This window comes from Novosphingobium soli (assembly GCF_042432915.1).
Taxonomy (GTDB): Bacteria; Pseudomonadota; Alphaproteobacteria; order Sphingomonadales; family Sphingomonadaceae; genus Novosphingobium; species Novosphingobium soli.
Genome location: NZ_JBHLWK010000022.1, coordinates 81,012 through 105,951 on the forward strand (window position 1 = coordinate 81,012; position 24,940 = coordinate 105,951).

Below are 24,940 nucleotides of genomic sequence, written 5' to 3' on the forward strand. Positions count from 1 at the left end.
AGCATTGGTTCGCGGACGCCGCACGCCTATACGCAAAATCCGCAGCACGACTGCTGCTCCCCGACAGCTGCGTCGCCCGAACGCCGATGGCCGATCCCATCGATCGCCTTACCCATGCCTGCGCGATGCCCGGGGGACTTCGGTCTCTACTTATACCTTGCTCCTTGGACTCGAGCCTATGCTGCCCGGACGTTGACCAGAAGAGGACGGCATATGGGCGAACATGACCATCGCATGCGCAAGCGCGGCAAGATCGTTCTGATCGGCTTCCTGCTCGTCGCTAGCTTCTTCCTCCTCACCGAGTATACCGCGCACTTCCTGGGTGTGCTGCCCTATCTCATCCTGCTCGCCTGCCCGCTCATGCACCTGTTCATGCACCGCGGCCATGGTGGGCATCAGCATGGCCATGAGCCCGGTCAGGCACCCGCCGGCTTACCGGCCAATCCCAACGGCCGCATCGAAGGAGAGTCGCGATGACGCACGCCGACTATGGCTATGGTCTGTGGGGGCTCGCGCTGGTTAACGCCGCCGTTTTCATCCTCTTTGCGTTCAGCTTCTTCAAGCCGGCAACTAAACGAGACTGGCGCAGTTTGGGGGCGTTCAGCGCTTTCATCATAGCGCTCTTCGCGGAAATGTATGGCTTCCCGCTCACGATCTTCGTGCTTTCGGGGTGGCTCCAGTCGTATTTCCCCGCTGTCGACTGGTGGAGCCACGATGCTGGACATCTCCTGGAGATGATGTTCGGCTGGCGAGTTAATCCCCATTACGGTCCATTCCACATCGCCAGCTTTGTGCTGATCGGCGTGGGTTACTGGCTGATCTCGGTTGCATGGACGGCCCTTCACTTGAGTCAGCGCAAACACCAATTGGCCCTTACTGGGATTTATGCCCGGATCCGGCACCCGCAATATGTCGGCTTCATTCTCGTCATGCTCGGCTTTTTGCTACAATGGCCGACCCTTTTGACCCTTGCTATGTTTCCGGTGCTCGTCGTGATGTATATTCGGCTGGCTCGGCATGAGGAAAAGGAGGCGCTAGCCAGCTTCGGCGAGGTTTACCGCGATTATATGGCTCGCGTGCCCGGCTTCATTCCGAATCTGACAATCCATTCGCGTCGAAGAAGGCCATGGCGATCCTTTGACGGGAATGGCTGATGTAATTGCCGGCAAGGTCAATGCTGACGTTCTGACTGGCCTTATTATTCGGACATCGTTACCCGACCTCACAGCACACTACTGCAGCAACCCCGGTTCGACTGCGCAATCATCTTGGGAGGGCAAGTTCGCCTTGCACGGGCAGATTCGGTGTGGAGCTGATGCCCGGCACTAGACGCAGAGCATCGCCGATCAAGGTATAGACGGCGTGGCGCTGGCCGCCACGGTTCCGATGGTCGACGCGATAGCCATGATAATGTCGGCGGAGCAGGCCTGCATTCACCAGTTCGGAAACGGCGCGACTGAGATTACTCTTGCCGGCTGTGCGAATGCGTGCCCGCATTTCCTCCGCGATCACGCCGCGCCTTTTCTCCAGATCGCCGGGGAGCAGTCCGTTTCTAGCGAGGTCGCTCTCGACCCGCTCGGCCAGCGTAATGCTGCGCGGACCACGCTGGGCCATCGGGGTCAATGCGTCGCATAGCCAATCGCGCAGGGAAACGAGCCCATCGTTCCGCCTGACCCAGGGACCGGCGCTTCCATCTGGCCCCGCCACCTGGGCGATCAGGTTGAGCAGCATGAAGGCATAACGGGGCCGGCTCGATACGGTCGCCAGCGTCTCGAGCACGGCCGCGACATCACAGCCAATGGAGGGTTCAAGAGGCTTGCCTGCATGAAACATAACATGATGGAATCAAGCACAAAGCAGGATCAATGTGAATCCCAAATCGGCGGCCGCAGACGGGTTGTCAGCTATGACACTTTGCCGGCGGATAAAGTGTCATAGGCGATCCATTCTAATCGTAGATTGTTGCGAATCGTTCTCAACTCATCCTGATAATCATGGCGCTCGCCGCTTAGGTCTGGACGAGCCGTCTCCTCGCGGACGAGCTTCCGTCGCCTATGGCGAACAGGATAAAAGACTGCGGCCGCCTTGATGATCTCACGCGCTTTGCGGCGGACTGTCAGCGTGCTGAAACCCTTGGCGATTTACATGGCACGATCGATGCCGCCGTGCGCGATCTTGGCTTCCGCTGGTTCACGCTGCTTCACAATATCGACCTTCGGCGCGGAGGCGAGCAAAGCCTGTTCCTCACAACCTATCCATCGGCCTGGCTCGAGGAAGTTCTCGAAGAACGCCATTATCTCGAAGATCCGATCCATGCGGCCTGCGCTCGCACCCCGTCAGGGCTCGCCTGGGACCGGATCGGCGACGTGCTGGAGCTCACGCCGCGCCAGCGAAGCATCCTCGACCGCGCCAGGGACCATGACCTTGCGTCCGGCTACAGTTTGCCAATCCGGACCCCGGGGGAACCCGAGGCGATCTTTACCGCCGCCCGATCGCGCGACGAGCCGCTCAGCGCAGAGGAGGTTCTGACCGCCCGTCTGCTCGGCTCGGTCGCTTATGATCGGGCGCGCGAGCTGCTTGGCGAAAGGGCAGGGCCATTGGCCTGCGTCCCTCTCAGCCCTCGCCAGGTCGAATGCATCGCGCTCGTCGCGCAAGGCAAAAGCGACTGGGAGATCGGCCAGATCCTCGGCCTCAGCCGCGACACCGTGCACGAATATGTTGAATCGGCCCGCAGGCGTTATGGCGTGCGACGACGCACGCAGCTGGTGCTGCGCGCGGTTCGCGATGGTCATCTCAACATGGAAGCGCTGCTCTGATCTCGCCGGCCATATGATGATCGGGCTTGGGCAAGTTCAGGATTTCTGCGCTGTCGCTGGCGCGATCAAGGACGCTACGGCCTTGTCTGACCTGATGGCCGAAATCACGAAGGCCATGGGCTTTCGGCACTATGCCCTGGTCCATCATGTCGACCTGAAGCCTGCGGTTCGCTCGGTCCACATCGTCGACTATCCGCAAGACTGGGTGGAGCGCTTCCAGGCGAGACGCCTCTATGCGAGCGACCCGATCCACCGCGCCAGCCATCGCACCAATGTGGGCTTTGCCTGGTCGGCGGTTCAGTCGATCATCTCTCTGACGGCCGCCGATCGCTCGATCCTGGCAGAAGCCTACGAGGCCTCACCTCAAGATTTGTTCGCCAGACAACGCTAAGCTGGAAATACTGAGAACATCCTAGGCGACGAGCCGAAGTCTGCCGTTCGGACATTGGCAATCCCAACATTACTGGCGAGCCGCCCGAAGGACAGACCTACACTCGCGGCACGCCGAACGTCTGGGCCTCACCAGCGGTCGATGAACAGCTCGGGCTGATCTACCTGCCGACGGGCAACAGCACGCCGGACTTCTGGGGTGGCGAGCGGACTGCGATCGAGGACGCGCGTTCGTCCTCCGTCGTTGCTCTCGATCTCAAGACGGGTCGTGAACGGTGGGCCTTCCAGACCACGCATCATGATCTTTGGGACTATGACGTCCCCGCTCAGCCTACGCTTTACGATATTCCGAACGGAAAGGGCGGCACCACGCCTGCGCTGATCCAGGTCACCAAGCGCGGCCAGATCTTCGTCCTCGATCGGCGTACCGGCCGACCGGTAGCGCCGGTCGAGGAGCGTCGCGTGCCCAAGGGTTCGATCCCCGGCGAGCGCTATTCGCCGACCCAGCCTTATTCGACTGGCATGCCTGTCATTGGTGCTGATCCTCTGAGCGAGCGCCGGATGTGGGGCGTGAGCATGTTCGACCAGCTCTGGTGTCGCGTTGCTTTCCGCAAGCTGCGCTATGAAGGTGACATGACACCGCCGTCGCTCGAAGGCACGCTGCAGTGGCCGGGCTTCTACGGCGGCATGAATTGGGGGTCGGCCAGCGTCAATCGCACCAACGACTATCTGATCGTGAATGACATCCGCCTTGCGCAAATCCTGCGTCTTGTTCCCAGAGCGGAAACCGACCGCATCCTGGGTGAGCCGAAGGTCGAAGGTGGTGCGGGACACGACGGGATCAACCCGCAAGCCGGTGCGCCCTACGGTGCGCTTCTCACCGGGTTTATGTCGCCGCTTGGCGTGCCGTGTCAGAATCCTCCGTTCGGGACCATGACCGCGATCGATCTCAAGACGCGCGCGATCGTCTGGCAAAAGCCCTTGGGCACGACCCAGGACACAGGTCCGCTTGGCATCAAGACGCATCTGCGTATCCCGATCGGAACGCCGACGCTGTCGGGCGCACTGACCACCGGATCGGGCCTGATCTTCTACACCGGGACCACCGACTATTACCTGCGGGCGATCGACGTGCGCACCGGCAAGGAGCTGCTGGCGAAGCGGATGCCCGTTGGTGGACAGGCAACGCCGATGACCTTCGTCTCTCCAAAGACGAAGAAGCAATATGTCGTTGTGACGGCGGGCGGCGCGCGGCAATCGCTTGACCGCGGTGACCTTGTCATCGCCTACAAGCTGCCGGACTGAGGCACTTGAAGGTCTGCGGCGGCAAAAGCCATTGCCGCCGCAGACCTAACATATTGATTTATTTAACATAATTCTTATTATCGAACCGGTTGAGGGTCAACGGCTGGGGATGGTGAAACCTGCCGGGATCTCCAAGGCTGGTGGCCCAACGCAGGCTTCCAGCGCGGTGGCTGAGCCAGCAGAAAAATACGCCGCGTGTTGCTTGTTTGTTTCAGAAAGGGAGAGCCTATTTCCGGATCGCCTGACTGACACCACAATATCTCAGGCAGCACGCATCTGATCGCAAATATCAGTAAACTCACCGATTTTGGGCTAGACGTCGTCTATCCGTCCGTCGAGCCTGAATTCATGCAGGGCACGCGCGACATCGGCCGCTTGGCGACTATCGGCGCCTTCGAGCAGAGTTCAAAACTGGCGACAACGCTCGACCAACTTTCAAACCTCGTGGACGCAATTGTCAGGGACTTTGGTTTCCGCTGGTTTGCCCTCCTGCATAATGTCGATCTGGTACAACGCAGCAAGAATGCGCTGATGCTGACGACATATCCTGTCAAATGGCTCGACGAAGTGATCGAGACCAGGCTCTACCTCGATGATCCGGTCCACGCTGCCGTGGGCAAAACGCCGTCCGGGCTGAACTGGAACCAGATCGGGGAATTCATCGATCCCAGCACCCGCCAGATTGCTACATTGGCAAAGGGGCGCGATCACGGGCTGCGCCAGGGCTTCACTATGCCGATCCGCATGGCTGATGAGCCCGACGCGCTTTTCTCTGTTGCACGCGCAAACGATGACGAAATTTCGGGAGAGGATGCTCTTGCCGCCCGCTTGATCGGCACGATCGCTTTTGATCGCGGTCGCGCGATCCTCGGAGAGGAGCGTCTGAGCTATGAACCGGTGCCGCTCAGCCCCCGACAGATCGACTGCATCGCGCTCGTCGGACAGGGTAAAAGCGATTGGGAGGCAGCCCAGATACTCGGGCTCAGCCGCGACACTGTGCATGAATATGTCGAGGGCGCACGGCGGCGCTATGGTGTGCGGCGGCGGACCCAGCTTGTGCTGCGCGCGGTGCGAGACGGGCATCTCAATATCGACGCAATGCTGTAACCAGTAGCGTCGCAACCCGAACACTACCCCCTCGTCATCACCGAGAAGCCGCGAGCGATGCTCGACTGATCGAGCAGTAACTGTCCTCTATCATCGCGTCCCCCACATCTGAATGATTACGCCGACGAAGGCCCCTCACCCTCGTCGGAATGCTCAATTCTGCTGTCGATAAAGTCAGGTCCAACTGGGCATGCGTCGTGCGCGGCCTTGTGGCTTTCCTACAGTCCGTCGGATGAACCAGAGCCAGGTGCCACCTCGTTCCCCCTAAGTGGGGGGATTGCGTCAAACGGCGCTAAACGGCTCAAAAGTAGCGCGACTTTCATTCAAATAAGCCGCTGTCCTTGCCCTGCACTGACAGCGGCATGGAGGCAAGCATGCTGCATAGGCGTCACGCCATCATCGCATCCGCCATGGCACTGTGCATGCCCGCAACACCAGCGCAGGCCAATGATCTGGGCTGCCAGGTGTTGCTTTGCCTCTCAAACCCCGGCGGGGCGACGCAATATGGTGCTTGCGTCCCGCCAATGGTGAAGCTCTGGGAACGACTTGCCCTGGGCGGTTCATTCCCCGGCTGCTCTGGCGGGGGCGTTGCCAAGACCAAGGTCTATGATCGCAACTCGGCGACGCGACGCCGCGTGGTCATGACCTTCGCCGACGGCCGCCAGACGACCTACTCGCTCGCCAATATAGAGCGCTTGCCCCAAGCCGCCATCGAACCGGGAACGACGCCCCGATGATGCTCGAGCTTGCAGCCGTGGTCGCGCTCGCGCGGCAATGCGCGCCCACGGTCGCGGCAGAAACTCTCGTCTCGCTGGTTTACACCGAAAGTCATTTCGATCCCTATGCCATCGGCGTGAACGCCAAGGGCGTCGCGGCGCCGAAGGTGTCCGATCGCGCGTCGGCCATCGCGTCCGCCCGGTCGCTGATCGCGCGCGGCTACAATATCGATCTCGGCCTTGGCCAGATCAACAGCGCGAATCTCAAGCCGTTGAACCTGTCGATCGAGGACGCTTTCGAACCGTGCCGAAACCTCGCCGCATCGGCACGCGTGCTCGCCGAGAATTACACCAGTGTGGCGAAGTCCAGCCGCTCCACCGAGGATGCGATCGCCACGGCCATGTCCATGTATAATACCGGCAACCGCTGGAAGGGTTTTGCCAATGGCTATGTCGGCAAGGTCTACGCCTCGTCGAGCAGCATCATACCGCAAATCCGGCAACGTGCAGGCATTGCCATGGCAGACGCGCCGATAGCGAAAGCGGCACAGAGCCCGGCTCCTACCCCCTCGCCAGTAGCGGATCCACCCGATCAAAGCTGGAACACCTCGGCCGTCGCGCAAACTGCGACGCTGATGGTGTTCGGCTCGTCTCAAACCGCCCCATTGAAAGGACAGCCCGAATGATCGCCACACCGCCCTTGCCTGCTGCTGCGCACTCCGCGTCTGCGCGATCATTCTCCCAGTATTTCACGCTGCTTTTAGCGGCGGTTCTCGTCTCGCTTGTGCTGACAGACCCGGCCTATGCGCAGGCTGCCGACGGCATCACCTCCATGGCGGACAACATCAAGACCTGGCTGACCGGCACGTTTGCGAAGACGATCGCGGTGATCGCGGTGGTCATCGTGGGCTTCATGTTCTTCACTGGCCGCGCCAGCCTCGGTCTTCTCGTCACCGTCATCGTCGGCATCTTCATCGTGTTCAGCGCGCAGTGGATCGTCGACACCATCACCGGCGGTGCGTGAGGCCATCATGGTCAACGACGACAAGCTGCGTGAAGAAACGCTCTTCCTGGCAGTGACGCGGCCGACGATGTGGATGGGCGTTCCGATCGAAGCGTCGCTGCCTATCGCACTCGCATCCTGCCTGACCCTCATCATAAGCGGCAATCCGCTCTACGCTTTGGCACTCGCAGGCGCGTTTCTTGCGATCGCCCGCCTGATCGTCCGCCACGACGCCAATGCCTTCCGGCTGCTGTGGCTTTGGACGATGACGAAGGCGCGATGCCGCAACCGCGGTTGGTGGGGTGGCAGTTCCTACTCTCCCCTCCCCACTCAGGGCGCACGCCGAAAGGGCTTTCTGCATGGCTAGTCGTGCCTTCTCGCGCGATGCGGCGCGTACTCCGTGGCGCATCCTCAAGAACGAGGCGGATCCTGCGCGCTATCTGCCTTATGCGCGGCACGTCGATGCGCAGGTGATCGCGCTCGACGGGCGCGACCTGATGATGATGTTCAGGCTGGACGGCATCGCCTTCGAGACAGCCGATCCCGCTCAGCTGAACGACTGGCATGAGAAGCTCAACGGGACGTTGCGCAACATCGCCGACGATCGTCTCGCGATCTGGACGCATATCGTGCGCCGCCCGGTCACCGACTATCCCGAGGGCGAGTTTCGCTCTACGTTCGCCGCCGATCTCGATGCCAAATATCGCGCGCGGGTCACCGCTAAGCGCATGTTCGTCAACGAGCTCTATCTGACGCTGGTGATGCGCCCGTCCGTTGGCTCGGCCGACCGCACAGGGGTCTTGCTGCGTCGCCTGTCCAGTGCCCGCAAAGAGGGAACCGAGGTCGACGAGGACGAGCTCGTTCGTTTCGAGGACAAGGCGCGCGATATAGAGAAGCTGCTCGCGCGTTGCAGGCCACAGCGACTGGGTTTGTACGAACATCGCGGCCTCATGTTCTCGCAGCCGCTCGAGGTGCTGGAACTCGTCATGATGGGGCGCGCGACGCGCGTCCCGCTTGTTCGTGGTCATCTGGGATCGGCGATCTACGGCGAAAGGGTGATCTTCGGCCGCGAGACGGTCGAGGTTCGCGCCCATGCCGATAGCCGCTTCGTCGGCCTGTTCGGTATCCGCGAATATCCGGCCATGACGCGACCGGGGCAGGTCAACGCGCTTCTCTCGCAGGATTTCGCGTTCGTCGTCACCCAGTCCTTCGCGTTCATGGGCAAGGCGCGTGCGTCCGAGCGACTGCGCAGGCGCCAGAACCAGATGGCATCGACCGAAGATGCGGCAGCGAGCCAGGCGCTCGAGCTCGCCGATGCCGCCGATGATCTGCAGAGCAATCGGTTCGTGCTGGGCGAGCATCACTTCTCGCTCGCCGTGTTCAGCGAAGACCAGAAGCGGCTCGCCGAAAATCTCTCGACGGCGCGCGCCGCGCTGGCCGATGCCGGCCTGGTTTCAGCACGCGAGGGACCAGCGCTGGAGGCCGCCTTCTGGTCGCAGTTGCCGGGAAATTTTGCCTGGCGCGCCCGACCTGCCGCCATCACGTCGCGCAACTTCGCCGCCCTGTCACCCTTCCACACCTTCCCTGCCGGTCGGGCCGATGGCAATCATTGGGGCGCTGCGATCGCACTGATGAAGACCGCAGCCCAGTCGCCCTATTATTTCAATTTCCACGTCAACGATCTCGGCCACACGCTGATCATCGGCCCGTCGGGTGGCGGTAAGACCGTGGTGCAGAATTTCCTGATGGCGCAGCTCGAGAAGACCGGCGCCCAGCAGATCTTTATCGACAAGGACCGGGGCGCGGAAATCTATGTACGCGCATCGGGCGGCACCTATCTTGCCCTGCGCAATGGCGTGCCGACCGGCTTCGCGCCCCTGCGTGCGCTCGATCAGTCACCGGGCAACATCACGTTCCTTGGTCGACTGATACGCCAACTGGTCACGCCCGTTGGTGGCCAGCTCGGTGTCATGCAGGAGCGCATGATCGACGATGGCATCCTATCGATCGGCCGATTGCCCCCCGAAGAGCGATCGATCCTCGCCTTGCGGCAATTGCTGGGGCAGCGCGATCCCGAGGGCATCGGCGCGCGTCTCGAGAAATGGGCGCGCGGCGGCGCGTTGGGCTGGGTGTTCGACAATAACGCAGACGAACTGACGCTCGAAGCGCGGTTCATCGGCTTCGACATGACTGATTTCCTCGACAATGCCGAGATCCGCACGCCGCTCATGATGTATATGTTCCACCGCATCGACGCGCTGCTCGACGGCCGCAGACTGGTGATCGACATCGACGAATTCTGGAAAGCGCTCGGCGATGAAGCCTTCCGCGCGTTCGCGCAGGATGGTCTGAAAACCTACCGTAAGCAGAACGCCTTTCTGGTGTTCGGCACGCAAAGCCCGGCCGACGCGCTGCGCTCCGACATTTCCCACAGCATCATGGAACAGGTCGCGACCAAGATCCTGCTGCCCAACCCCTATGGCCGGGAGTCCGACTATATCGATGGCCTCGGCCTCACCCGCGCCGAGTTCAAGCTGATCCGCAGCGATCTGATCCCCGAGAGCCGGCGCTTCCTCATCAAACAAGGCCATGACTCGATCGTCGTCGAGCTTGATCTCGCCGGTCTTGGTGACGAGCTTGCGGTGCTCTCCGGCACCACGGCGACGGTTGGAATTCTTGACGCAGTGCGCCGCGAACATGGTGACGATCCGGCGCGTTGGTTGCCCATTTTTCACGAGCAGCGGGCGACCGCGAACAGAAGGAAAGGATAGAAAGATGAGAGCTTTTTCGATCCTCGCGATTGGCGGTTTGCTGGCGCTGAGCACCCCGGCCAGCGCTCAGGGCATCCCCGTCTACGATTCCAACACCTTCCTCCAGACCCTTTCGACCGTGAAGAACACGCTCGCGATGATCGAGCAGGGCAAGGCGCAGATCGCGCAGGCGACCGATATGTTCGACAGCGTCAACAAGCTGACCAACGTCAACAAGATTGCCAGTTCGCTCAGCACCGACGCTGTCCGGCATCTTCTGCCGAGCGAGGCTCGCGACATTCAGCGATTGATGTCGTCGGATATGAGCGGCTTGGGCAGTCTTGCCAGCTCGGCCAACCGCATCCGTTCGGCCAACCGGGTCGATCTCCCCGATTTACGGCCGGATGCGACCGCTTACGAGCGCTCCGGCCGTGACACCATTTTGCGCAATGGGGATCTGGCATCGCGGGATGCGGCTATTGCCGAGGCAGCCTATGGTGTGACCGCTCAGCGTACGGCCGGTCTGGAGGAGCTGCGCACTTCGCTCGATTCAGCGTCCGACGCCAAGGATGTGATGGATATCCAGGCCCGCGTCGGTGTCGAGAATGCGCATATCCAGAATGATTCCGTCCAGCTTCAAGCGCTAGCGATGCGACAGCGAGCCGAACAAGACATTCGGTCGCAACAGGAAAGCGAAAGAATTCTGGCGTCAAAGCTCGGGAGCCTCAAGCCATGAAGCCCCTTGCATCCGTCTTGGTAGTCTTGTCGCTGCCTATGCTGCTCCTCGCGTGCCAGCAGCCTCCAAGGGGAAAGGAATATTTGAAGTCGCATCCTGAAGAACTCGCCGAAGTGCTGAAAAGTTGCGCAGATGGGACCCATCCCGACCCTCAGGAGTGCTCGAACGCTCAAAGCGTGAGAACCTTGGACTTGAAGCTACGTTCGCTATCGCCTCGTCCAGGAAAATCGGACGTTCGGTAATGGAGGACGGTCTCTTCACGACGCTCTATGTTAGCATCGACGGCAAGCTCGATCTGTTCCTCAACGAGCGCCTGACCAACGTCATCGAGGTCGTGCGCGGCCCGCTGGCGCTCGGGCTAGTCATCTATATCGCCCTGTTCGGCTACATGGTCATGCGCGGGATCGTGAGCGAGCCATGGGGCGAACTCTTCTACCGAATGGTGAAGCTCTGCCTGCTATACCTCGCGGCCACGACCGTGGCGTATTCGGAATGGATTACAAACCCCCTCTTCCACGGGATGCCCGACGCTATTTCGCAAGCCCTCGCGGGGCGTACAGTGACCAGTGTCGGAAACGTCTTTGATGATTATTATGGTCAGGCTGATGCGATCATTGCGCGGATTGAGACCGAAGCCGCGACATACAGTGACATTAATCCATATAAACTTGTACTCTATACCCTAAGTCTAGGCCTGAAGGCTTTGGCCGGTCTATCGGCTGCGATTGGGTTTTCCATCACCGTATTCGCCAAGGTTGCGCTTGCGATCATCGTTGCGCTTGGGCCGATATTTATCGCCCTATCTCTATTCGAAACAACACGCCGCTTCTTCCATGGATGGCTGGGGCAGGCTTTTAACTACATCGTTCTGATGGCAGTGATCATCGCAATTACGGCGCTGATTACCGATCTCGGCGCACTCGCCATAACCTCCTCAGAAGGTGTGGCCGATGCGGCACTCGGCGCAATCATGTTCGCCGTCTATATCTTCCTCGGCACGATCTTCTTTTTCCAGGCGCCGTCGATCGCGACCGGCATAGCCGGCGGCGCGGCCGCAGGTGTCGGCGCATTCGCGGGTTCGGCGTGGAGCACCATGGCCGCGCCCTTCCAGCAGCGCCGAATCTCCCGAAACAGCCGCAATCTCGAACGTGCCGCGCAACGCGGCGGCACGGTGAGCCGCGCATGATGATCATGAGGAATACGCCAATGTCCAAACCGCTGACGACACGCATCCTCCAGGGCGTCGCGCTCCTCGCCGCTGTCGCACCGATGGCCACACATGGCGCGTCGGGACCCAAGAAGCTGCCAATCTGCAACGGCAGGCATCTACGCGACGCCAATGTCTACGGCAGCGTGCTGCCCGGCTCGCCTGTCCCAGCGGTCGTCGCGCCCCCTGCCCCGCCCCCGGTGCCGCAGGTCAAACCGCCGGCCGGTGGATCGCCGCCACCGCCGGTCCCAGCCTCCGCGCCGCCGCCCGACAAGATTTCGTCGCGAGATCAGACCACCACTTATGGGAGCTGTTGATCATGCGGCGTCAAAGCGAGGGCGTGCCAGCAAGCGACGCCGAACTCTATTTCGGCCATGCACGCTCATGGGACCAGGATCGTCAGCGCAAGTCGCTGCGCTCGGAACGGATCGCCTGGGGCGTCGCCGTCCTCGCATTGCTGGCATGCACGGCCGAGGCACTGGCGCTGGCAGGCCTCGCGCCGCTCAAGACGGTCATGCCCTATATCATCCGGGTCAACCAGACGACGGGCGCGGTCGATGTGCAGACGGCCCTCACCCAGCAGCCGATGCGCTACGACGAAGCCGTCACTAAATTCTTCCTCGCACAATATGTCCGGGCACGCGAGAGCTGGCTGCCGGCGGCGGCCGAAGAGAATTTCCGGGCGGTGGCGATCCTGTCCGAGCCGGGTGAACAGCAGCGCTGGGGCCGGTTTTTCAACGACGACAACCCGTCGAGTCCGCAGGTGACATGGGGCAAGGGAGCGACGGTCCAGGCCCGTGTTCGCAACATCAGCTTCATCAACGACCGCGTCGCCAATGTCCGGTTCACCCGCACGGTCCAGACCGACACGAACATCCAGAACAGCGACTGGATCGCGACCATCACCTTCCGCTACACCAATGCCCCGATGGCGGAGGGCGATCGCTATCGCAATCCGCTCGGCTTCCAGGTCGAGAATTATCGAGCCGATCCGGAGGTGGTCCGGTGAAGCGGCTCCTGACCCTTGCAGCAATGTGCCTCCTCGGTGCCCAGCCCGCTCTGGCCGAGGACACACCTCGCGGCGGACCGGCCGACCCGCGGGTCAAATTCGTCGATTATCAGGAGACGCAGGTCTACCGGATTGTCGGCACCTTCCGCACGGCGACCCAGATCGTGCTCGGCGACGGCGAGACGATCGAGCATGTGGCCCTTGGCGACACCGTGTCATGGGAAGTGGCCGTTGCCGGACATATCCTCTTTCTCAAGCCGCGCGAGCGCGCTGGCCCCACCAACCTCATCGTCACCACCAACCACGGCGGAGAACTGCGCAACTATGCGTTCGAGCTGACCACCCGGCGCGGCGCGATCAGCAGCGCAAGTTCGGATGCCTTCTTCCAGGTGCGCTTCCGCTATCCCCGCGATGAGGCGGAACGCGCAGCCCGGATGCAAGCCGCGCAGGAAGCCCAGCGCGTCGCTGCGATGCAGGCAAGCGCAGTGCGCGGCGCACTCGACCACGGCGTCATCGAAGGTCCGCGCAATCTCAACTACAAGGTCCAGGGCTCAAGCGCGCTGCAGCCCTCCGAGATCTCGGACAACGGCAAGTTCACGGTGCTCCGCTTCCCGGGCAATCATGAAATTCCCGCCATCTACATGGTGCGCCCGGATGGGTCGGAAACGCTCGTCCCGTTCGACGTCCGCGATGAATTCGTGGTCGTTCACCTCGTGGCGACCCAGCTCCGGCTGCGGCGCAATCGCGAGGTGCTGTGCATCTATAACCAGGCGCCGACACCCTATGGTCTCGACGCCGGCACCAACACGGCATCGTCGCATGTCGACCGCACCGTACAGGACCCGAAGGAGTGAGCGCGATGGACGAAACCGCGTCGGACGATCGCCGCCCGATCACTGGAGATCCTACGCCCGAGCGCGACGAGATCCTGCGCGACCGGGGTATCGATCCCATCGGCGGCATGACGCCGGCGAAGCGCAACACCGCGCTAATCTTCGCCGGCACCGCGATGGTGCTCGGTATCTTGTGGGTCAATTCAGGCCCGAGCGGGAAACCGGCGGCCAACCTGATGGCGAAGCCCGAAGCCACCGCCAAGCGCACGGACCTGTCGGCACGCGAAACTGTCGCCTATGACGCGGTCGCGGCGCGACCCAAGCCTCTTGGCGCCCCGCAGTCCGATTCCAATGCGCCGGTCCTCAACCCCGGGCCGGATGGCCAGGTGGTCGGATCCGACGGGCAGATCGTGCCGGCGATGCAGCCTGGCGCTACGCCTGCGCCTTCGGCGCAGAACAATCGTCAGAACATCGCCGAACAGGCCCGGCGCTCGACACTGATTGCCTATGGCGGGCGATCCCAGGGGCTCGCGACGTCGGCACCGGACGGTACTGGCAGTGGCAGGCCGGGTTCTCTTATGGCGCCCGGGGAGGATGTCGACGGCCAGCCACAGCGCGGCGCGCCCAATGCACTGGATGCGCTTCGGCAAAGTTCGCCAATCGGCGAGGCACGCGCCTCGATGCTGCCTAATCGCAACTATCTCGTCACCGCCGGCACCTTGATCCCGTGCGTTCTTCAGACAGCGATGAATTCCGCCCAGCCCGGCTACACATCGTGCCTTATCCCGCGCGATGTCTATTCCGAGAATGGGCGCGTCGTCCTCATGGAAAAGGGCACCAAGGTCGTCGGCGAATATCATGGCGGGATCCAGCAAGGTCAGAACCGCCTGTTCGTGCTGTGGACCCGCGCGGTCACACCGCAAGGGGTGCGCATCGACCTCGCATCGCCAGGTTCGGACGCATTGGGCCGGGCCGGGATCGCAGGCTCGGTCGATACCTTCTTCTGGGCACGGTTCGGCAGCGCGCTCCTGCTCTCGCTGGTCGACGATGGCGCCTATATCGCCGGCCAGGCGGTCGCCAATGGCAACAATAATTTCAACAACACCACGCGGGCGCCGAGCGAAGGCGCGAGCATCGCCCTTCAGAACAGCATCAACATCCGACCCGTGCTCAAGAAGAACCAGGGCGAGGAAGTCGGCATCTTCGTCGCCAAGGATTTCAATTTCGCGGACGTCTACAATCTCGAGCTGCGGCGCGAGAAATGAGCGACACGGCGGTCCTCCGGCATTTTCTCAATCCGATCATGCCGCTGCTGGAGCCTGCCGAGGTGACCGAGCTCGTCATCAACCGGCCGGGTGAGGTCGGCATCGAGGATCATCGCGGCTGGCATTGGCATGATGTCGCCGAACTCGACAGCGAGTGGCTGGCGACGCTGGCTGTCGCGGCGGCCAGCTTCACGCGCCAGGACATCAATGCCGAGACGCCGATCTGCTCGACGATCCTGCCCGGCGGCGAACGCTGCCAGATCGTGATCCCCTCGGTCACTCCAACGGGATCGCCCTCCTTCACCATCCGCAAGCCATCGCGGGTGAACCTTGCAGTCGACCAGCTTGCCCAGGCCGGCCTGTTCGCCGGCACGCGCGCCGCAGCGCGGGGTCTGACCGACGTCGACGCGAAGATGGTCGCGATGCGGGACGCCGGCGACTGGCCGGCTTTCTTCAGAACCGCGGTGGCGGCGCGCAAGAATATCCTGGTGAGCGGCGCGACCGGATCGGGGAAGACCACCTTTGCCAAGGCGCTGATCCAGCTCATCCCGCGCGACGAGCGTCTGCTGACGATCGAGGACACACGCGAGCTTGTCGTCGACCACCGCAATGTCGTCCACATGGTCTATTCGAGCGAGCGACAGGGGCTGGCCAAGGTCGGACCCAAGCAGCTTCTCGAGAGCGCATTGCGCATGCGCCCCGATCGCATCCTGCTGCAGGAACTGCGTGACGGCACCGCCTTCTTCTACCTGCGCAATGTCAACTCAGGTCACCCAGGTTCGATCACGACGGTCCACGCTGGGTCCGCGATGGGCGCGTTCGAGCAGCTGACCCTGCTCGTCAAGGAATCCGAAGGCGGCCGCGATCTGGCGCGCGACGACATTCGCGGGCTGCTGCGCATGCTGGTCGATGTCGTCGTCCAGACCCGCAAGCGAGACGGAAAATTCGAAGTCGAGGAGGTGCATTTTGACCCGGCTGTCGCAAGCCAGTCCTCTCACTAAGGTCGCGCTTGTCGGCGGCGCTCTGTTGGGAGCGGCGCTCGCATGCGCGCTTTGCGCGATATTGGTGGCGCTGATCGGGCTGAAGCAGATCGGACCGAACATGCAGGTGACGGCACTGCCGTCGTGGCTGTGGTATTATCGCGCCGACCCGCTTCTCCATCTTTGGCTGCAGCGCGGCGCGATGGTGAGCGGTGCGATCGCCTTCATCATCCTGCTCGTCATTCTCAAGCGCGGTCGATCCCTGCACGGTGAGGCGCGCTTTGCGCGCGAAAGCGAGATCAGGCGCGAGCAGCTCCGCGCAAAGTCGGGCATCATCGTCGGCCAGAAAGGCGGTCGCTATCTGGTGTTCGGCGGGACCGAGCATGTCCTGCTCGAAGCCCCGACCCGGGCCGGCAAGGGTGTCGGTGTCGTCATTCCCAATCTGCTCAGCTGGGCAGACTCCGTGGTCGTGCTCGATGTGAAGCGCGAGAATTGGGAGATCACCGCCGGCTTTCGGGCGCGGCACGGTCAGACGGTCCACCTGTTCGATCCTCTCGACCCCGAAGGCCGCACCGCGCGCTACAATCCGCTGAGCTATATTGATCGGCTCGACGACATAGACGTCGTCAACGAACTCCAGAAGATCGGCGGGATGCTGTTCCCGTCGCCTGAGAAGGCGGATCCGTTCTGGGCCGAGGCAGCGCGCGCCGCCTTTGTCGGCGTCGGGGCGCTTGTCGCCGCCAATCCTGCCTTGCCCTTCACGATCGGCGAGATCTACCGCCGCATGACGACTGGCGACCCGAAGGTCGAATTGCCCAAGGTGGTCGAAGAGGCGCAGCAGCGCGGGCAGCGGCTGAGCCAGGCCTGTGTGTCGGCCCTGAGCGATTTCACCTCCGCGTCCGACAATACTTTTTCCGGGATCAAGCAGACGATCACGTCCAAACTGAACCTGTGGCTCAACCCGTTCGTCGATGCCGCGACCTCGGAGACCGATTTTGATCTGCGGCAGGTTCGCCGGGAGCGCATGTCGATCTATCTTGGGGTGTCGCCGGACAATATCGACCGCATCGCGCCGGTCTATAATCTCTTCCTCCAGCAGCTGATCGACCTCAACACGCGAGAGTTGCCGGCGACGGGCGGGAACGTGCCAGTGCTGGTCTTGCTCGATGAGTTCGCCCGGCTCGGCAAGGCCCCCGTCATAGCGTCGGCTTTCTCCTATGTGGCAGGCTATGGCCTGCGCCTGCTGCCCGTGATCCAGAGCCGTTCGCAGCCACGCGCGCTCTACGGCCCAGACGTCACCGATGAGATCATCGCAAACTGCGGCCTTGAAGTGGTCTTCACGCCAAAGGAGCTGAAGGTCGCCAATGAACTGTCCGAGCGGCTCGGTTTTTTCACGATGAACGTGAAATCGAAGAGCCGCACGATCCACGGGATGCTCGCCAATCGCAGCATTTCGGAGAGCGACCAGCGCCGCGCGCTGATGATGCCGCAGGAACTGATGCAGATGCCCAAGGGCGATCTGCTGCTTCTGCGGGGCGGCATTCCGCCAGTCCGCGGCCGCAAGATCGAATTTTTCCGGTCGCGCCGGTTCACCGATCGGATTTGCGACCCGCCAAAGGTTGCGCCCCGCCTCGTTCGCCTGCCGACGCCCAAACCCGTGGCGGCGGCGATCATCGGCGCGGGCTCGGATGTGCTCGCCCAAGCGATCGAAGCCAAGCGCGCCGCTCTGCACCCATCTGCCCCGCCTGCTGAAAAGGAGCCTGTCGTGACCAGAATGTTGAGCGCCGACGAACTGTCGGGCACGGTCGAGATAACCGACGACATGCTCGTGCTTGGCGAATTGGAGGAATTGCCGGCGCCGGGCGACGAAGAAGCCGCGCTGGCCTTCGTCATGGCGATGGCGGCGCGCGCGGCGGTCGAACCCGAGGAGGATCAGGAGATGGCGGATACATTAGCAGACGGCAGGCAGCATCATGGCCGCTGAGAGCAAGGCGAGCGCGCCGCGGCGCCGAACAAACGGCATCGCGATCGACGACAAGACGGTGAGCAAGGCGGTCGGCACCAAAGATCGGTCGGACCCTGTCGAACCCGAGATTGCGATTGCCCCGACACCTCCCGTCAAGGCGGATGCCAGGCAGGCGCCTACGGCCCCGTCGGTCGTAGCGGGCGATCTGCCCGAGGCAGTGCGCAAACGCTATTATGCCGACAAGGCGAAATGGTCGGGCGATCCGGCCTATTTCACCTCGGCCGACGCGAAGGATCCCGCGTTTCGCGATCAGGGACGGCGGCTGCTGACGGCCAATGAGAGCCAGGAAGTCGTCAAGGACATGGTGGCGATCGCGCAGCATCGTGGATGGGACCGCATCCATATCACCGGATCCGAGACCTTTCGTCGGGCGGCCTGGCTCGAGGCTTCGCGAAACGGCCTCGAAGTCCGGGGCTATAAGCCCAATGAGCGCGACCTGCAGGAGCTTGATCGCGTGCGCGGCGAGGCGAGCAAGAACAGCATCGCGCCGATAACGTCGCGGGATGCCGCCGAGAGCAGAGACCCCGCGCCGGCCCGCCGGTCGTCGACGCAGGGTCAGGCGGATCGCGCGCCGCCGCGCGGATCGGACCGGAGCCTGCCGAACGATCGCGCGATCGACAGCCAGTTGCGGGTCATGGAAGCGGTCGTGCAGCGCACCCTGTTCGACAATCCCGAGGCGATCATGCGGGTCATGGGGGTCGCCCGGGCGCAGCTTCAGGCGCATGTCGCAGCGGGGCGCACCATAAAGCCTGCCGAAGTCCGGGATCGGGGTCCGTCGGTGCAGCGAAGCGTGGAGCCTGCCGCGGCGCCCGCGCGCGGCGCGACAGTACGGCCTGGCCGCGAGCATAAACCGCCGGAACGCAATCGGGCCCGCTGACGCTGCGTATCGATTGGTTCATCAATCGCGCATTCTGTTCGTTTGAAGCGAACGAAATCGCGATATTATAAACTGATCCTTGTCAGCGGTTCAGAAATACGGCAATTTGTCCGGTATGGACGGACAAAAGCGCCAGACTCTGAACCAGCTTCTCACGGCGTTGCCGCCGGGTCTGCTCGTGGATTCGGCGTGGTTGCAGGCGCAGGGCGTCGCCCGCACATCGGTCCATGATTATGTTCGGCGCGGGTGGCTCGAGCGCGTCGCGCCCCGGGTCTATCGGCGCACGACGACACAAGGTGCCGCAGCATCGCTGCGATGGGACATGGCCGTGATGTCGGCGCAGCGGACCGCAGCCGGCGAACTCTATGTGGGCGGCATAACCGCTCTCGAGCTCCACGGTCTCGGGCATTTCGCCCGGCTCGGCGGGGAACGGACGGTCCATCTCTACGACCCGGACCATGCAGCCCCTTCCTGGCTCGCGACCTTGTCCACCAACGCCCAGCTCGTGATGCACCGACGCACGCTGTTCGAGGCGTCGGACCTCGGCATCGACTGGCACCGCCTCGATCTCGGCACTACGCGGCTCGGCGATGTGGCGGCCTCGCCACAGGCCAGCGAAGCCTGGGATCATTTCCTCCGCGTCGCCAGCGCCGAGCGTGCGACGATCGAGCTGATGGACGATGTGCCTGCGAGCCTTACCTTCGACCATGCCGACAAGATCTTCGAGAACCTCACGACCCTTCGTCCCCGGCTGGTGACGGACCTGCTGAAAAGCTGCACGAGTATCAGGGCCAAGCGACTGTTCCTGTTCTTCGCCGATCGTCACGCGCATGGCTGGGCGAAGCGGATCGATCGCGACGTCGTCGATCTGGGCCGGGGCAAACGCCAGCTCGTACCCGGTGGCCGACTGGACACACGGTATCAGATCACGGTGCCCGAAGCCTTCGGCCCCAAAACCGAAAGTGAAGACCAATGACGGCGCAGATCTATGCGGACCAGGTACGCCTGCTGGTCCGCGCCATCCCGGAAATCGCGCAGGAGGAGATCTTCGCGCTCAAGGGCGGAACGGCGATCAACCTGTTCGTGCGGGATCTCCCACGCCTGTCGGTCGACATCGACCTTGTCTACCTGCCGGTTGCCGATCGCGAGAGCTCATTGCAGGCCGTGAGAGACGGGCTCGAACGGGTCGCGGGCCGTCTCGAACGGGGTGGCCGCATGGCGGTCGAGCGTCGCCTGCTTCCCGACGGCAAGCGTCTTGTCGTCCAAGCCGACGGTGTGACGATCAAGATCGAGGTCTCGCCGGTCTTGCGCGGAACGGTATTTTCGCCTGCCGTGCGATCGGTCAGCCGCGCGGTCGAAGACCGTTTCGGTTTTGCCGAGATGCAGCTGGTGTCCGAGGCAGATCTCTATGCGGGCAAGATCGCGGCCGCGCTCGACCGCCAGCACCCGCGCGATCTGTTCGACATTCATTTTCTCTTCGCCAATGAAGGGATCAGCGATGACCTCTTCAAGGCGTTCCTCATCTACCTCGTCAGTCATCCGCGCCCTGCCCATGAGTTGCTATGTCCGCACCGGCTCGACATCCGCGATCAATATGGTGCGGAGTTTCTCGGCATGACCGTCACGGACCTGCCGCTCGAGGCGCTGCTCGACGCGCGCGAGCGCCTGATCAGCGAACTTGGCGAACGGGCGCGACAGCCCGCCAACAGGCGCTTCCTCATGTCGTTTCACGAACTCGCGCCCGATTGGTCGGCGGTCGGGCTCGATCCGGAGATTGCCGAACTGCCTGCGCTGCGGTGGAAGGCGATCAATCTCGAGCGTCTACAGCGCGAGAACCCGGACAAATTCGCTGGCCAGCTCCGCGCTCTTGGCGACTGCATCGGCGAGGAGACGGCGTAAGCCTCGCCCGTTTTGTTCCATCTATGTTCCGTGATAAGCTCTCGCATCGATTCGTTTTGTGAGATGCGAGAGGTGAGCCATGTCACGGCTCTACACAGTCATCAGTACAGCTGCCGACATCGCCGCGCATTTCAATGCCGAGGCGAAGGCTGATCTTGTCGTCCCTTCGGAGACTGTCGAGGCACTGCCAGGCCTGGTCATCTTCGAAAAGGGCGGCCGTCGGATCCTGCGCGAAATGGACTGGGGCTTTCCGCGGCTCACCCGTGAGATGCGCGAACGGGACGAGCCGCCAGGCCGGATCGGTCTCGTCGCCGACCTGACCAATCCGCTGTGGGACAGCATGGTCGTCCACCCGCAATATCGCTGCCTCATTCCGCTCACCCATTTCGCCAATCCGCACGGCGATGCGAGAGCCAAGACGCGCAGCTGGTTTTCGATCGTCGACCGGCCCCTTCTTGCCTGGGCGGGCTTCTGTCGCAACGTGCCGGACTATGGGCCGGTCTATGCCGGCATGACGATGGACGCGAACAGCGCGGTCATGCCGTATAATGATCGCATGCCCGTGCTGCTGGAGTCACAGGATTATGCGCGCTGGCTGGGCGGCAGCATTCAGGATGTCATCGGCTTCCAGTTTCGCCCGCCCATCGCGGCCGAGCGGATGCAGGTACTCGATAGTGACGATCTCTGGCGCAGCGGCGATCTGCCGGTTGCGCTGCGCCCGCAAATGGCATTGCTCTGAGCGTGGCAGTGAGCAAGAACCCGTACAGTCGCCTCGCCGAGGGTAGCCATGTGTAATCTCTATACCGTGCGCAAAAGCGCTGCCGAGGTCGCCGCCCATTTCGGTGTTGCCGCACCGGCGTCGTTCAACACGCCCGAGGAGACCCTGCCGGGATATCCGGGAATGGTGGTGCGCGAGGCCGATGGCGAGAGGGTACTTGAATCGATGGTCTGGGGCTTTCCCCGACCTATGAAGAGCAAGAAGACCGGTGTCCCGATCAAGCCGAAGCCGGTCAACAATATCGCTGATCTCACCAACTTCATGTGGCGGGGGATCGCGCCCAAGCCTCAGTGGCGTTGCCTCATTCCGCTGACGGGATTTGCCGAGGCAGAAGGCGAGAAGGGATCGATGACCCGGACCTGGTTTCGCGTGAAGGATGCCCCGATCTTCGCTTGGGCGGGGATGTGGCGGCACAGCGATGAATGGGGTGCAGTCTATTCGGGACTGATGACCGATGCGAACGCAGCGATCGCACCGGTCCACAACCGAATGCCCGTCCTGCTACAGGAGGACGAATATGATCGATGGCTGCACGGCTCGCTCGCCGATGTTGAAGCGTTCCGGGATCGGGTGTTCCCGGACAAGTTGATCGAGATGGACAGGACCACCGAGCTGTGGTCGCGCCGCGCGGCAAAATCGGCGGAGACGAACTAGCCAGCGCCAGTCAGGCGCGAAGACCCCTGCGCGCCATTTCCGACCTCGCCATGCGTCCGAGCGGCGCTGTGTCGCTGGTCCCAAATATGTCCTCGAGATCGAGAAGATCTTCGTCGCCAAGCGCCCCGATCGACTGCTCGATCTCGCGAAGGGTGGAGATAGCGCGGGTGTCGCGTCGAGCCCGCCATCGAGAGTGAAGGCGTTTCATGGCGCGAGAGTAGCAAGGATGCGCGCGCCCAGCAGCGTATCGCGTTCCCTTTCCCCTGTTGAAAATTCGAATTGGCGACGTCCTAAGTCGCCTTCGTGATTGCAAATTCGACCCGATCTGGCCTAATTGACCTTGCCCGTGGAGACATGGGTGGAGGCGTCGAAACCTTCAAAAGCGAGAGCCGGTCCCAGCTATGGAGACCGGGTGGCGGACGCGTATGTCCAAGGCCACCCGGCCCAAAGGCGGCCGCGCCTGTCTCGTTTCAGGTTTCGAACACCCGGTTCCAACGCCGGCACGCCTCATAATTCAGGGCGTGCCGCCGGCTGTCCGGAGAAGATGGCTTCGGGGTGGCGCGGGCGCTCGACAAAGGGAACTGGAGCGTGATCAACGACCTGAGCTTTGGTGGACGTCTGTCCGTCTCTCCAGCTTTTTGATGGAGCCTGAAGACAAGGATCCGGTCGTCAGCGCGATCGGCGGGACCCTCGGGATCATCGGCGCTCTACTGGCGCGCGCTGGCGTCGCATCCCTGGAGGAATTTGCAGGCGCTCTGAGCGTCTATGCGCGCGTCACGCGCGAGACCGATCCCGATCAGGCCGAAATCCTGGACCAATGGGTGTCGATGCTACGTACCCTCGCGGCCCGCAGCGCCCCGCCCAACTAGCGGCGCGGCGCAACCGATCGCTCAGCGTTCCCGGTCACGCGGCTTGTGCGGCTCCCGGTCTGGCTTGTCCGCAGCCTTGGATCCCATCTCTGGCGTGCGCTCCCCCTGCCCGGCTGCGCGCTGCGCCATCATGATCTCACGCGCACGGGCAAGGCGCCGGGACACGGCCGGCGGCATGGCGGCCACGAAGCTGGTCACATCCTGCGCCAGTGCCAGATCCTCCTCCTTGCCGGTTGCCGCGAGCGCTGCGGCAGCCTCACGGTAGGTCGCACGAATGAACTTCTGACGGCCGAGCGCTGCGACATCCTCGGGCCGGCGCTCGGGCTCGGCCGCGTTCGCGAAGGTTTCAGCGCGCTCTTCGGTCAGGCGGTGAATGTCGAGGCCCTTGCCCTCTCCTGCGCCAAGGCCGTCGGTCCGCGCGTCGAGATGCCGGGCCGACGAGCGGCTGCGTTTCTGGACATGGCCGCGCGCCCGGCGCGGCGTGGCTTCGGCAGCCACGCCGCGTTCGCGCAGCTCATGCGCAAAGCTTTCACGCCAATGATGCAGGTCGGCCTTGCGCGGATTGAACCGGGTGCCGTCCTCGCCCTGGGTGGCGACGGTCAGATGCACATGTGGATGGTCGGTATCGGTGTGGAGCGCGACCATATAGGCGAACTGCCCCTCGAACTCGACGCGGGCAAAAGCCTGGACCGCGTCATGGATGGTGGCCGCATCGGTCGTGCCACCCGGCATCGACAGCACCATCGACATGGATGTCGGCCGATCGCGCCCGGTCGGGTTCATCGCATCGTCGAGCATCGCCCAGTCACCCGCGATTGCCTTGAGCCGCTTCTCGTCCGTGATGATCTCGCCTTCGCTGCTGCGCACCTCAAGTTTGCCGTGCCGCGAGATATAGCCGAAATGCTCGGCGAGATGCGCAGGCCCCCGCTGCTTGCCCGAGATCTTGACCATGACCTCGGGTGCCTTGCGCACGATACGCTCGAGCTTGGCGCGCGCCTGCGCGGGCGTGAGCATCGCCGAGCCATCGCTTGCCGCCCCGCCCCGGCTGCCCCGGATCCGCAGCGTTGCCCCTTTCAGCGTGCGCTTACCCCCGCTCGGCGGTCGCCAGGCCTCCATCAGGCTCGGTAGCGGCAGGATGTCTTCGTCACCGCCGCTCATGCCGGCGTATCCCAGTAGCTCGCGTCGCCCTTGAGCGCCTGGCCCAGCGCCGCAAGCTTCTCGGCGACGTCATCCCTGAAGGACGCAACGCGAGCGGCCTCCCGTGCGAGGTCGAGGCCGGAATCGACCATCGTCGCGGCGTGCAGAGCGTGGACCGCCTGATTGAGGTTGATGCCGATGCGGTTGAGCTCGCGCCAGGACTGCGCGATCGCCGCGCGATCGGGACGCGGTGGCGGTGCCTTGCCGAAGAGACGCCGGCGCAAAAGGGCAACGATCCATTCGGTGCGCTTGAGGCCACGCGCCTCCGCCGCCGCATCGAGCAAGGCCAGGTCGCTCGGGGTCAGGCGAACCTCGACCCGGCCCGTCGTGCGCTCGCGAGGCGCCGGCACCACGACATCGTCCGCGTTCGTGCGCAGCGCCTCGTCGACCAGCCCACGCAGCAGTGCCGAGCGGCCGCCGCGGGAGGCTGCCATCGCATCGAAGCGCGCCGCGAGATCATCGGGCAGGCGGAGGCCGAAAAAAGCCATGCGCCATCCTATTGTTAAACATCCCCGGCGACAAG

29 protein-coding genes are annotated in these 24,940 nt (G+C 62.9%); 26 read left to right on the forward strand and 3 right to left on the reverse strand.

Features of this window, described 5'->3' with window-relative positions; genetic code table 11:
* Window positions 1-213 precede the first annotated feature (213 nt).
* Together ACFFJC_RS17405 and ACFFJC_RS17410 are read left to right on the forward strand one after the other, a co-directional pair.
* Window positions 214-477, forward strand: a complete 264-nt coding sequence (locus ACFFJC_RS17405) for a DUF2933 domain-containing protein (protein ID WP_004212752.1) — start codon at window positions 214-216, stop codon at window positions 475-477.
* The gene (locus ACFFJC_RS17410; protein WP_004212753.1) at window positions 474-1,154 is read left to right on the forward strand and encodes a methyltransferase family protein; all 681 of its coding nucleotides are present in this window, start codon (window positions 474-476) and stop codon (window positions 1,152-1,154) included. The genes ACFFJC_RS17405 and ACFFJC_RS17410 overlap by 4 nt, the downstream gene beginning before the upstream one ends.
* A gap of 109 nt (window positions 1,155-1,263) precedes the next feature.
* On the opposite strand, the gene ACFFJC_RS17415 is transcribed toward ACFFJC_RS17410, so the two are convergent.
* Window positions 1,264-1,833 carry a hypothetical protein gene (locus ACFFJC_RS17415; RefSeq protein WP_379488698.1) on the reverse strand — a complete coding sequence of 190 codons (570 nt, stop codon included), beginning with the start codon at window positions 1,831-1,833 and terminating at the stop codon, window positions 1,264-1,266.
* 221 nt (window positions 1,834-2,054) lie between these two features.
* Here ACFFJC_RS17415 and ACFFJC_RS17420 point away from each other — a divergent pair, with 221 nt between their 5' ends.
* From ACFFJC_RS17420 to ACFFJC_RS17540, 24 genes are all read left to right on the forward strand, one after another.
* Entirely contained in the window at window positions 2,055-2,816 is a 762-nt protein-coding gene (locus ACFFJC_RS17420) for a helix-turn-helix transcriptional regulator (protein WP_004212755.1), read from the forward strand.
* 13 nt (window positions 2,817-2,829) lie between these two features.
* Window positions 2,830-3,207, forward strand: a complete 378-nt coding sequence (locus tag ACFFJC_RS17425; RefSeq protein WP_230588645.1) for an autoinducer binding domain-containing protein — start codon at window positions 2,830-2,832, stop codon at window positions 3,205-3,207.
* A 68-nt stretch (window positions 3,208-3,275) separates the two neighbouring features.
* A complete protein-coding gene (locus tag ACFFJC_RS17435; protein WP_080727095.1) occupies window positions 3,276-4,511 on the forward strand; it encodes a PQQ-binding-like beta-propeller repeat protein in 1,236 nt (411 codons plus the stop codon).
* A 348-nt stretch (window positions 4,512-4,859) separates the two neighbouring features.
* On the forward strand, window positions 4,860-5,618 hold the full coding sequence (locus ACFFJC_RS17440) for a helix-turn-helix transcriptional regulator (protein ID WP_004212758.1): 759 nt from the start codon (window positions 4,860-4,862) through the stop codon (window positions 5,616-5,618).
* 374 nt (window positions 5,619-5,992) lie between these two features.
* Complete coding sequence (locus ACFFJC_RS17445) at window positions 5,993-6,355, forward strand: ABC transporter permease (protein ID WP_004212759.1); 363 nt, start codon at window positions 5,993-5,995, stop codon at window positions 6,353-6,355.
* The gene (locus ACFFJC_RS17450) at window positions 6,352-7,020 is read left to right on the forward strand and encodes a lytic transglycosylase domain-containing protein (RefSeq protein WP_004212760.1); all 669 of its coding nucleotides are present in this window, start codon (window positions 6,352-6,354) and stop codon (window positions 7,018-7,020) included. The genes ACFFJC_RS17445 and ACFFJC_RS17450 overlap by 4 nt, the downstream gene beginning before the upstream one ends.
* On the forward strand, window positions 7,017-7,358 hold the full coding sequence (locus ACFFJC_RS17455) for a TrbC/VirB2 family protein (protein ID WP_004212761.1): 342 nt from the start codon (window positions 7,017-7,019) through the stop codon (window positions 7,356-7,358). The genes ACFFJC_RS17450 and ACFFJC_RS17455 overlap by 4 nt, the downstream gene beginning before the upstream one ends.
* A 7-nt stretch (window positions 7,359-7,365) precedes the next feature.
* The gene (locus tag ACFFJC_RS17460) at window positions 7,366-7,704 is read left to right on the forward strand and encodes a VirB3 family type IV secretion system protein (RefSeq protein WP_004212763.1); all 339 of its coding nucleotides are present in this window, start codon (window positions 7,366-7,368) and stop codon (window positions 7,702-7,704) included.
* On the forward strand, window positions 7,697-10,108 hold the full coding sequence (locus ACFFJC_RS17465) for a VirB4 family type IV secretion/conjugal transfer ATPase (RefSeq protein WP_037512064.1): 2,412 nt from the start codon (window positions 7,697-7,699) through the stop codon (window positions 10,106-10,108). The genes ACFFJC_RS17460 and ACFFJC_RS17465 overlap by 8 nt, the downstream gene beginning before the upstream one ends.
* 4 nt (window positions 10,109-10,112) lie before the next feature.
* On the forward strand, window positions 10,113-10,823 hold the full coding sequence (locus tag ACFFJC_RS17470) for a TrbJ/VirB5 family protein (protein ID WP_004212766.1): 711 nt from the start codon (window positions 10,113-10,115) through the stop codon (window positions 10,821-10,823).
* Entirely contained in the window at window positions 10,820-11,065 is a 246-nt protein-coding gene (locus tag ACFFJC_RS17475) for an EexN family lipoprotein (protein ID WP_080604529.1), read from the forward strand. Before ACFFJC_RS17470 ends, ACFFJC_RS17475 begins: the two co-directional genes overlap by 4 nt.
* The gene (locus ACFFJC_RS17480) at window positions 11,065-12,009 is read left to right on the forward strand and encodes a TrbL/VirB6 family protein (protein WP_004212767.1); all 945 of its coding nucleotides are present in this window, start codon (window positions 11,065-11,067) and stop codon (window positions 12,007-12,009) included. The genes ACFFJC_RS17475 and ACFFJC_RS17480 overlap by 1 nt, the downstream gene beginning before the upstream one ends.
* 20 nt (window positions 12,010-12,029) lie before the next feature.
* Window positions 12,030-12,347 (forward strand): hypothetical protein, encoded by a 318-nt coding sequence (locus ACFFJC_RS17485; protein WP_004212769.1) that lies wholly within the window; start codon window positions 12,030-12,032, stop codon window positions 12,345-12,347.
* Between the two features lie 2 nt (window positions 12,348-12,349).
* A complete protein-coding gene (locus ACFFJC_RS17490; RefSeq protein WP_004212771.1) occupies window positions 12,350-13,039 on the forward strand; it encodes a VirB8 family type IV secretion system protein in 690 nt (229 codons plus the stop codon).
* A gap of 23 nt (window positions 13,040-13,062) precedes the next feature.
* Window positions 13,063-13,893, forward strand: a complete 831-nt coding sequence (virB9, locus tag ACFFJC_RS17495; protein ID WP_037512078.1) for a P-type conjugative transfer protein VirB9 — start codon at window positions 13,063-13,065, stop codon at window positions 13,891-13,893.
* A gap of 5 nt (window positions 13,894-13,898) precedes the next feature.
* The gene (gene virB10, locus ACFFJC_RS17500) at window positions 13,899-15,137 is read left to right on the forward strand and encodes a type IV secretion system protein VirB10 (RefSeq protein ID WP_175311069.1); all 1,239 of its coding nucleotides are present in this window, start codon (window positions 13,899-13,901) and stop codon (window positions 15,135-15,137) included.
* Window positions 15,134-16,138, forward strand: a complete 1,005-nt coding sequence (gene virB11 / locus ACFFJC_RS17505) for a P-type DNA transfer ATPase VirB11 (RefSeq protein ID WP_004212776.1) — start codon at window positions 15,134-15,136, stop codon at window positions 16,136-16,138. The genes virB10 and virB11 overlap by 4 nt, the downstream gene beginning before the upstream one ends.
* Entirely contained in the window at window positions 16,104-18,101 is a 1,998-nt protein-coding gene (locus ACFFJC_RS17510) for a type IV secretory system conjugative DNA transfer family protein (protein ID WP_070157582.1), read from the forward strand. The genes virB11 and ACFFJC_RS17510 overlap by 35 nt, the downstream gene beginning before the upstream one ends.
* The gene (locus ACFFJC_RS17515; RefSeq protein ID WP_004212779.1) at window positions 18,091-19,020 is read left to right on the forward strand and encodes an LPD7 domain-containing protein; all 930 of its coding nucleotides are present in this window, start codon (window positions 18,091-18,093) and stop codon (window positions 19,018-19,020) included. Before ACFFJC_RS17510 ends, ACFFJC_RS17515 begins: the two co-directional genes overlap by 11 nt.
* 115 nt (window positions 19,021-19,135) lie before the next feature.
* Window positions 19,136-19,996 (forward strand): type IV toxin-antitoxin system AbiEi family antitoxin domain-containing protein, encoded by an 861-nt coding sequence (locus ACFFJC_RS17520; protein WP_379488699.1) that lies wholly within the window; start codon window positions 19,136-19,138, stop codon window positions 19,994-19,996.
* Entirely contained in the window at window positions 19,993-20,919 is a 927-nt protein-coding gene (locus ACFFJC_RS17525) for a nucleotidyl transferase AbiEii/AbiGii toxin family protein (RefSeq protein WP_004212782.1), read from the forward strand. The genes ACFFJC_RS17520 and ACFFJC_RS17525 overlap by 4 nt, the downstream gene beginning before the upstream one ends.
* A 79-nt stretch (window positions 20,920-20,998) precedes the next feature.
* Window positions 20,999-21,658: an SOS response-associated peptidase family protein gene (locus ACFFJC_RS17530; RefSeq protein WP_004212783.1), complete on the forward strand. Its 660-nt coding sequence runs from the start codon at window positions 20,999-21,001 to the stop codon at window positions 21,656-21,658.
* Window positions 21,659-21,706: 48 nt separating this feature from the next.
* Entirely contained in the window at window positions 21,707-22,351 is a 645-nt protein-coding gene (locus ACFFJC_RS17535; RefSeq protein ID WP_004212784.1) for an SOS response-associated peptidase, read from the forward strand.
* 641 nt (window positions 22,352-22,992) lie between these two features.
* Window positions 22,993-23,220, forward strand: coding sequence for a hypothetical protein (locus ACFFJC_RS17540; RefSeq protein WP_004212785.1), 228 nt, complete (start codon window positions 22,993-22,995; stop codon window positions 23,218-23,220).
* Window positions 23,221-23,241: 21 nt separating this feature from the next.
* Here ACFFJC_RS17540 and ACFFJC_RS17545 read toward each other — a convergent pair whose 3' ends face one another.
* Both ACFFJC_RS17545 and ACFFJC_RS17550 read right to left on the reverse strand, forming a co-directional pair.
* Window positions 23,242-24,378 carry a relaxase/mobilization nuclease domain-containing protein gene (locus ACFFJC_RS17545; protein WP_379488700.1) on the reverse strand — a complete coding sequence of 379 codons (1,137 nt, stop codon included), beginning with the start codon at window positions 24,376-24,378 and terminating at the stop codon, window positions 23,242-23,244.
* Window positions 24,375-24,905, reverse strand: coding sequence for a CopG family ribbon-helix-helix protein (locus ACFFJC_RS17550; protein WP_379488701.1), 531 nt, complete (start codon window positions 24,903-24,905; stop codon window positions 24,375-24,377). Before ACFFJC_RS17550 ends, ACFFJC_RS17545 begins: the two co-directional genes overlap by 4 nt.
* Window positions 24,906-24,940 lie beyond the last annotated feature (35 nt).

What these genes read in the sequence shown, in the direction of transcription:
- ACFFJC_RS17490 (WP_004212771.1), top strand. Translation starts at nt 12,350, where the DNA reads ATGCGGCGTCAAAGCGAGGGCGTGCCAGCAAGCGACGCCGAACTCTAT.
- ACFFJC_RS17450 (WP_004212760.1), top strand. Translation starts at nt 6,352, where the DNA reads ATGATGCTCGAGCTTGCAGCCGTGGTCGCGCTCGCGCGGCAATGCGCG.
- ACFFJC_RS17540 (WP_004212785.1), top strand. Translation starts at nt 22,993, where the DNA reads ATGGAGCCTGAAGACAAGGATCCGGTCGTCAGCGCGATCGGCGGGACC.
- ACFFJC_RS17520 (WP_379488699.1), top strand. Translation starts at nt 19,136, where the DNA reads ATGGACGGACAAAAGCGCCAGACTCTGAACCAGCTTCTCACGGCGTTG.
- virB10 (WP_175311069.1), top strand. Translation starts at nt 13,899, where the DNA reads ATGGACGAAACCGCGTCGGACGATCGCCGCCCGATCACTGGAGATCCT.
- ACFFJC_RS17530 (WP_004212783.1), top strand. Translation starts at nt 20,999, where the DNA reads ATGTCACGGCTCTACACAGTCATCAGTACAGCTGCCGACATCGCCGCG.
- ACFFJC_RS17475 (WP_080604529.1), top strand. Translation starts at nt 10,820, where the DNA reads ATGAAGCCCCTTGCATCCGTCTTGGTAGTCTTGTCGCTGCCTATGCTG.
- ACFFJC_RS17485 (WP_004212769.1), top strand. Translation starts at nt 12,030, where the DNA reads ATGTCCAAACCGCTGACGACACGCATCCTCCAGGGCGTCGCGCTCCTC.
- ACFFJC_RS17455 (WP_004212761.1), top strand. Translation starts at nt 7,017, where the DNA reads ATGATCGCCACACCGCCCTTGCCTGCTGCTGCGCACTCCGCGTCTGCG.
- ACFFJC_RS17445 (WP_004212759.1), top strand. Translation starts at nt 5,993, where the DNA reads ATGCTGCATAGGCGTCACGCCATCATCGCATCCGCCATGGCACTGTGC.
- virB11 (WP_004212776.1), top strand. Translation starts at nt 15,134, where the DNA reads ATGAGCGACACGGCGGTCCTCCGGCATTTTCTCAATCCGATCATGCCG.
- ACFFJC_RS17465 (WP_037512064.1), top strand. Translation starts at nt 7,697, where the DNA reads ATGGCTAGTCGTGCCTTCTCGCGCGATGCGGCGCGTACTCCGTGGCGC.
- ACFFJC_RS17480 (WP_004212767.1), top strand. Translation starts at nt 11,065, where the DNA reads ATGGAGGACGGTCTCTTCACGACGCTCTATGTTAGCATCGACGGCAAG.
- ACFFJC_RS17550 (WP_379488701.1), bottom strand. Translation starts at nt 24,905, where the DNA reads ATGGCTTTTTTCGGCCTCCGCCTGCCCGATGATCTCGCGGCGCGCTTC.
- ACFFJC_RS17525 (WP_004212782.1), top strand. Translation starts at nt 19,993, where the DNA reads ATGACGGCGCAGATCTATGCGGACCAGGTACGCCTGCTGGTCCGCGCC.
- virB9 (WP_037512078.1), top strand. Translation starts at nt 13,063, where the DNA reads ATGTGCCTCCTCGGTGCCCAGCCCGCTCTGGCCGAGGACACACCTCGC.
- ACFFJC_RS17515 (WP_004212779.1), top strand. Translation starts at nt 18,091, where the DNA reads ATGGCCGCTGAGAGCAAGGCGAGCGCGCCGCGGCGCCGAACAAACGGC.
- ACFFJC_RS17535 (WP_004212784.1), top strand. Translation starts at nt 21,707, where the DNA reads ATGTGTAATCTCTATACCGTGCGCAAAAGCGCTGCCGAGGTCGCCGCC.
- ACFFJC_RS17425 (WP_230588645.1), top strand. Translation starts at nt 2,830, where the DNA reads ATGATGATCGGGCTTGGGCAAGTTCAGGATTTCTGCGCTGTCGCTGGC.
- ACFFJC_RS17440 (WP_004212758.1), top strand. Translation starts at nt 4,860, where the DNA reads ATGCAGGGCACGCGCGACATCGGCCGCTTGGCGACTATCGGCGCCTTC.
- ACFFJC_RS17405 (WP_004212752.1), top strand. Translation starts at nt 214, where the DNA reads ATGGGCGAACATGACCATCGCATGCGCAAGCGCGGCAAGATCGTTCTG.
- ACFFJC_RS17460 (WP_004212763.1), top strand. Translation starts at nt 7,366, where the DNA reads ATGGTCAACGACGACAAGCTGCGTGAAGAAACGCTCTTCCTGGCAGTG.
- ACFFJC_RS17470 (WP_004212766.1), top strand. Translation starts at nt 10,113, where the DNA reads ATGAGAGCTTTTTCGATCCTCGCGATTGGCGGTTTGCTGGCGCTGAGC.
- ACFFJC_RS17410 (WP_004212753.1), top strand. Translation starts at nt 474, where the DNA reads ATGACGCACGCCGACTATGGCTATGGTCTGTGGGGGCTCGCGCTGGTT.
- ACFFJC_RS17420 (WP_004212755.1), top strand. Translation starts at nt 2,055, where the DNA reads ATGGCGAACAGGATAAAAGACTGCGGCCGCCTTGATGATCTCACGCGC.
- ACFFJC_RS17415 (WP_379488698.1), bottom strand. Translation starts at nt 1,833, where the DNA reads ATGTTTCATGCAGGCAAGCCTCTTGAACCCTCCATTGGCTGTGATGTC.
- ACFFJC_RS17545 (WP_379488700.1), bottom strand. Translation starts at nt 24,378, where the DNA reads ATGAGCGGCGGTGACGAAGACATCCTGCCGCTACCGAGCCTGATGGAG.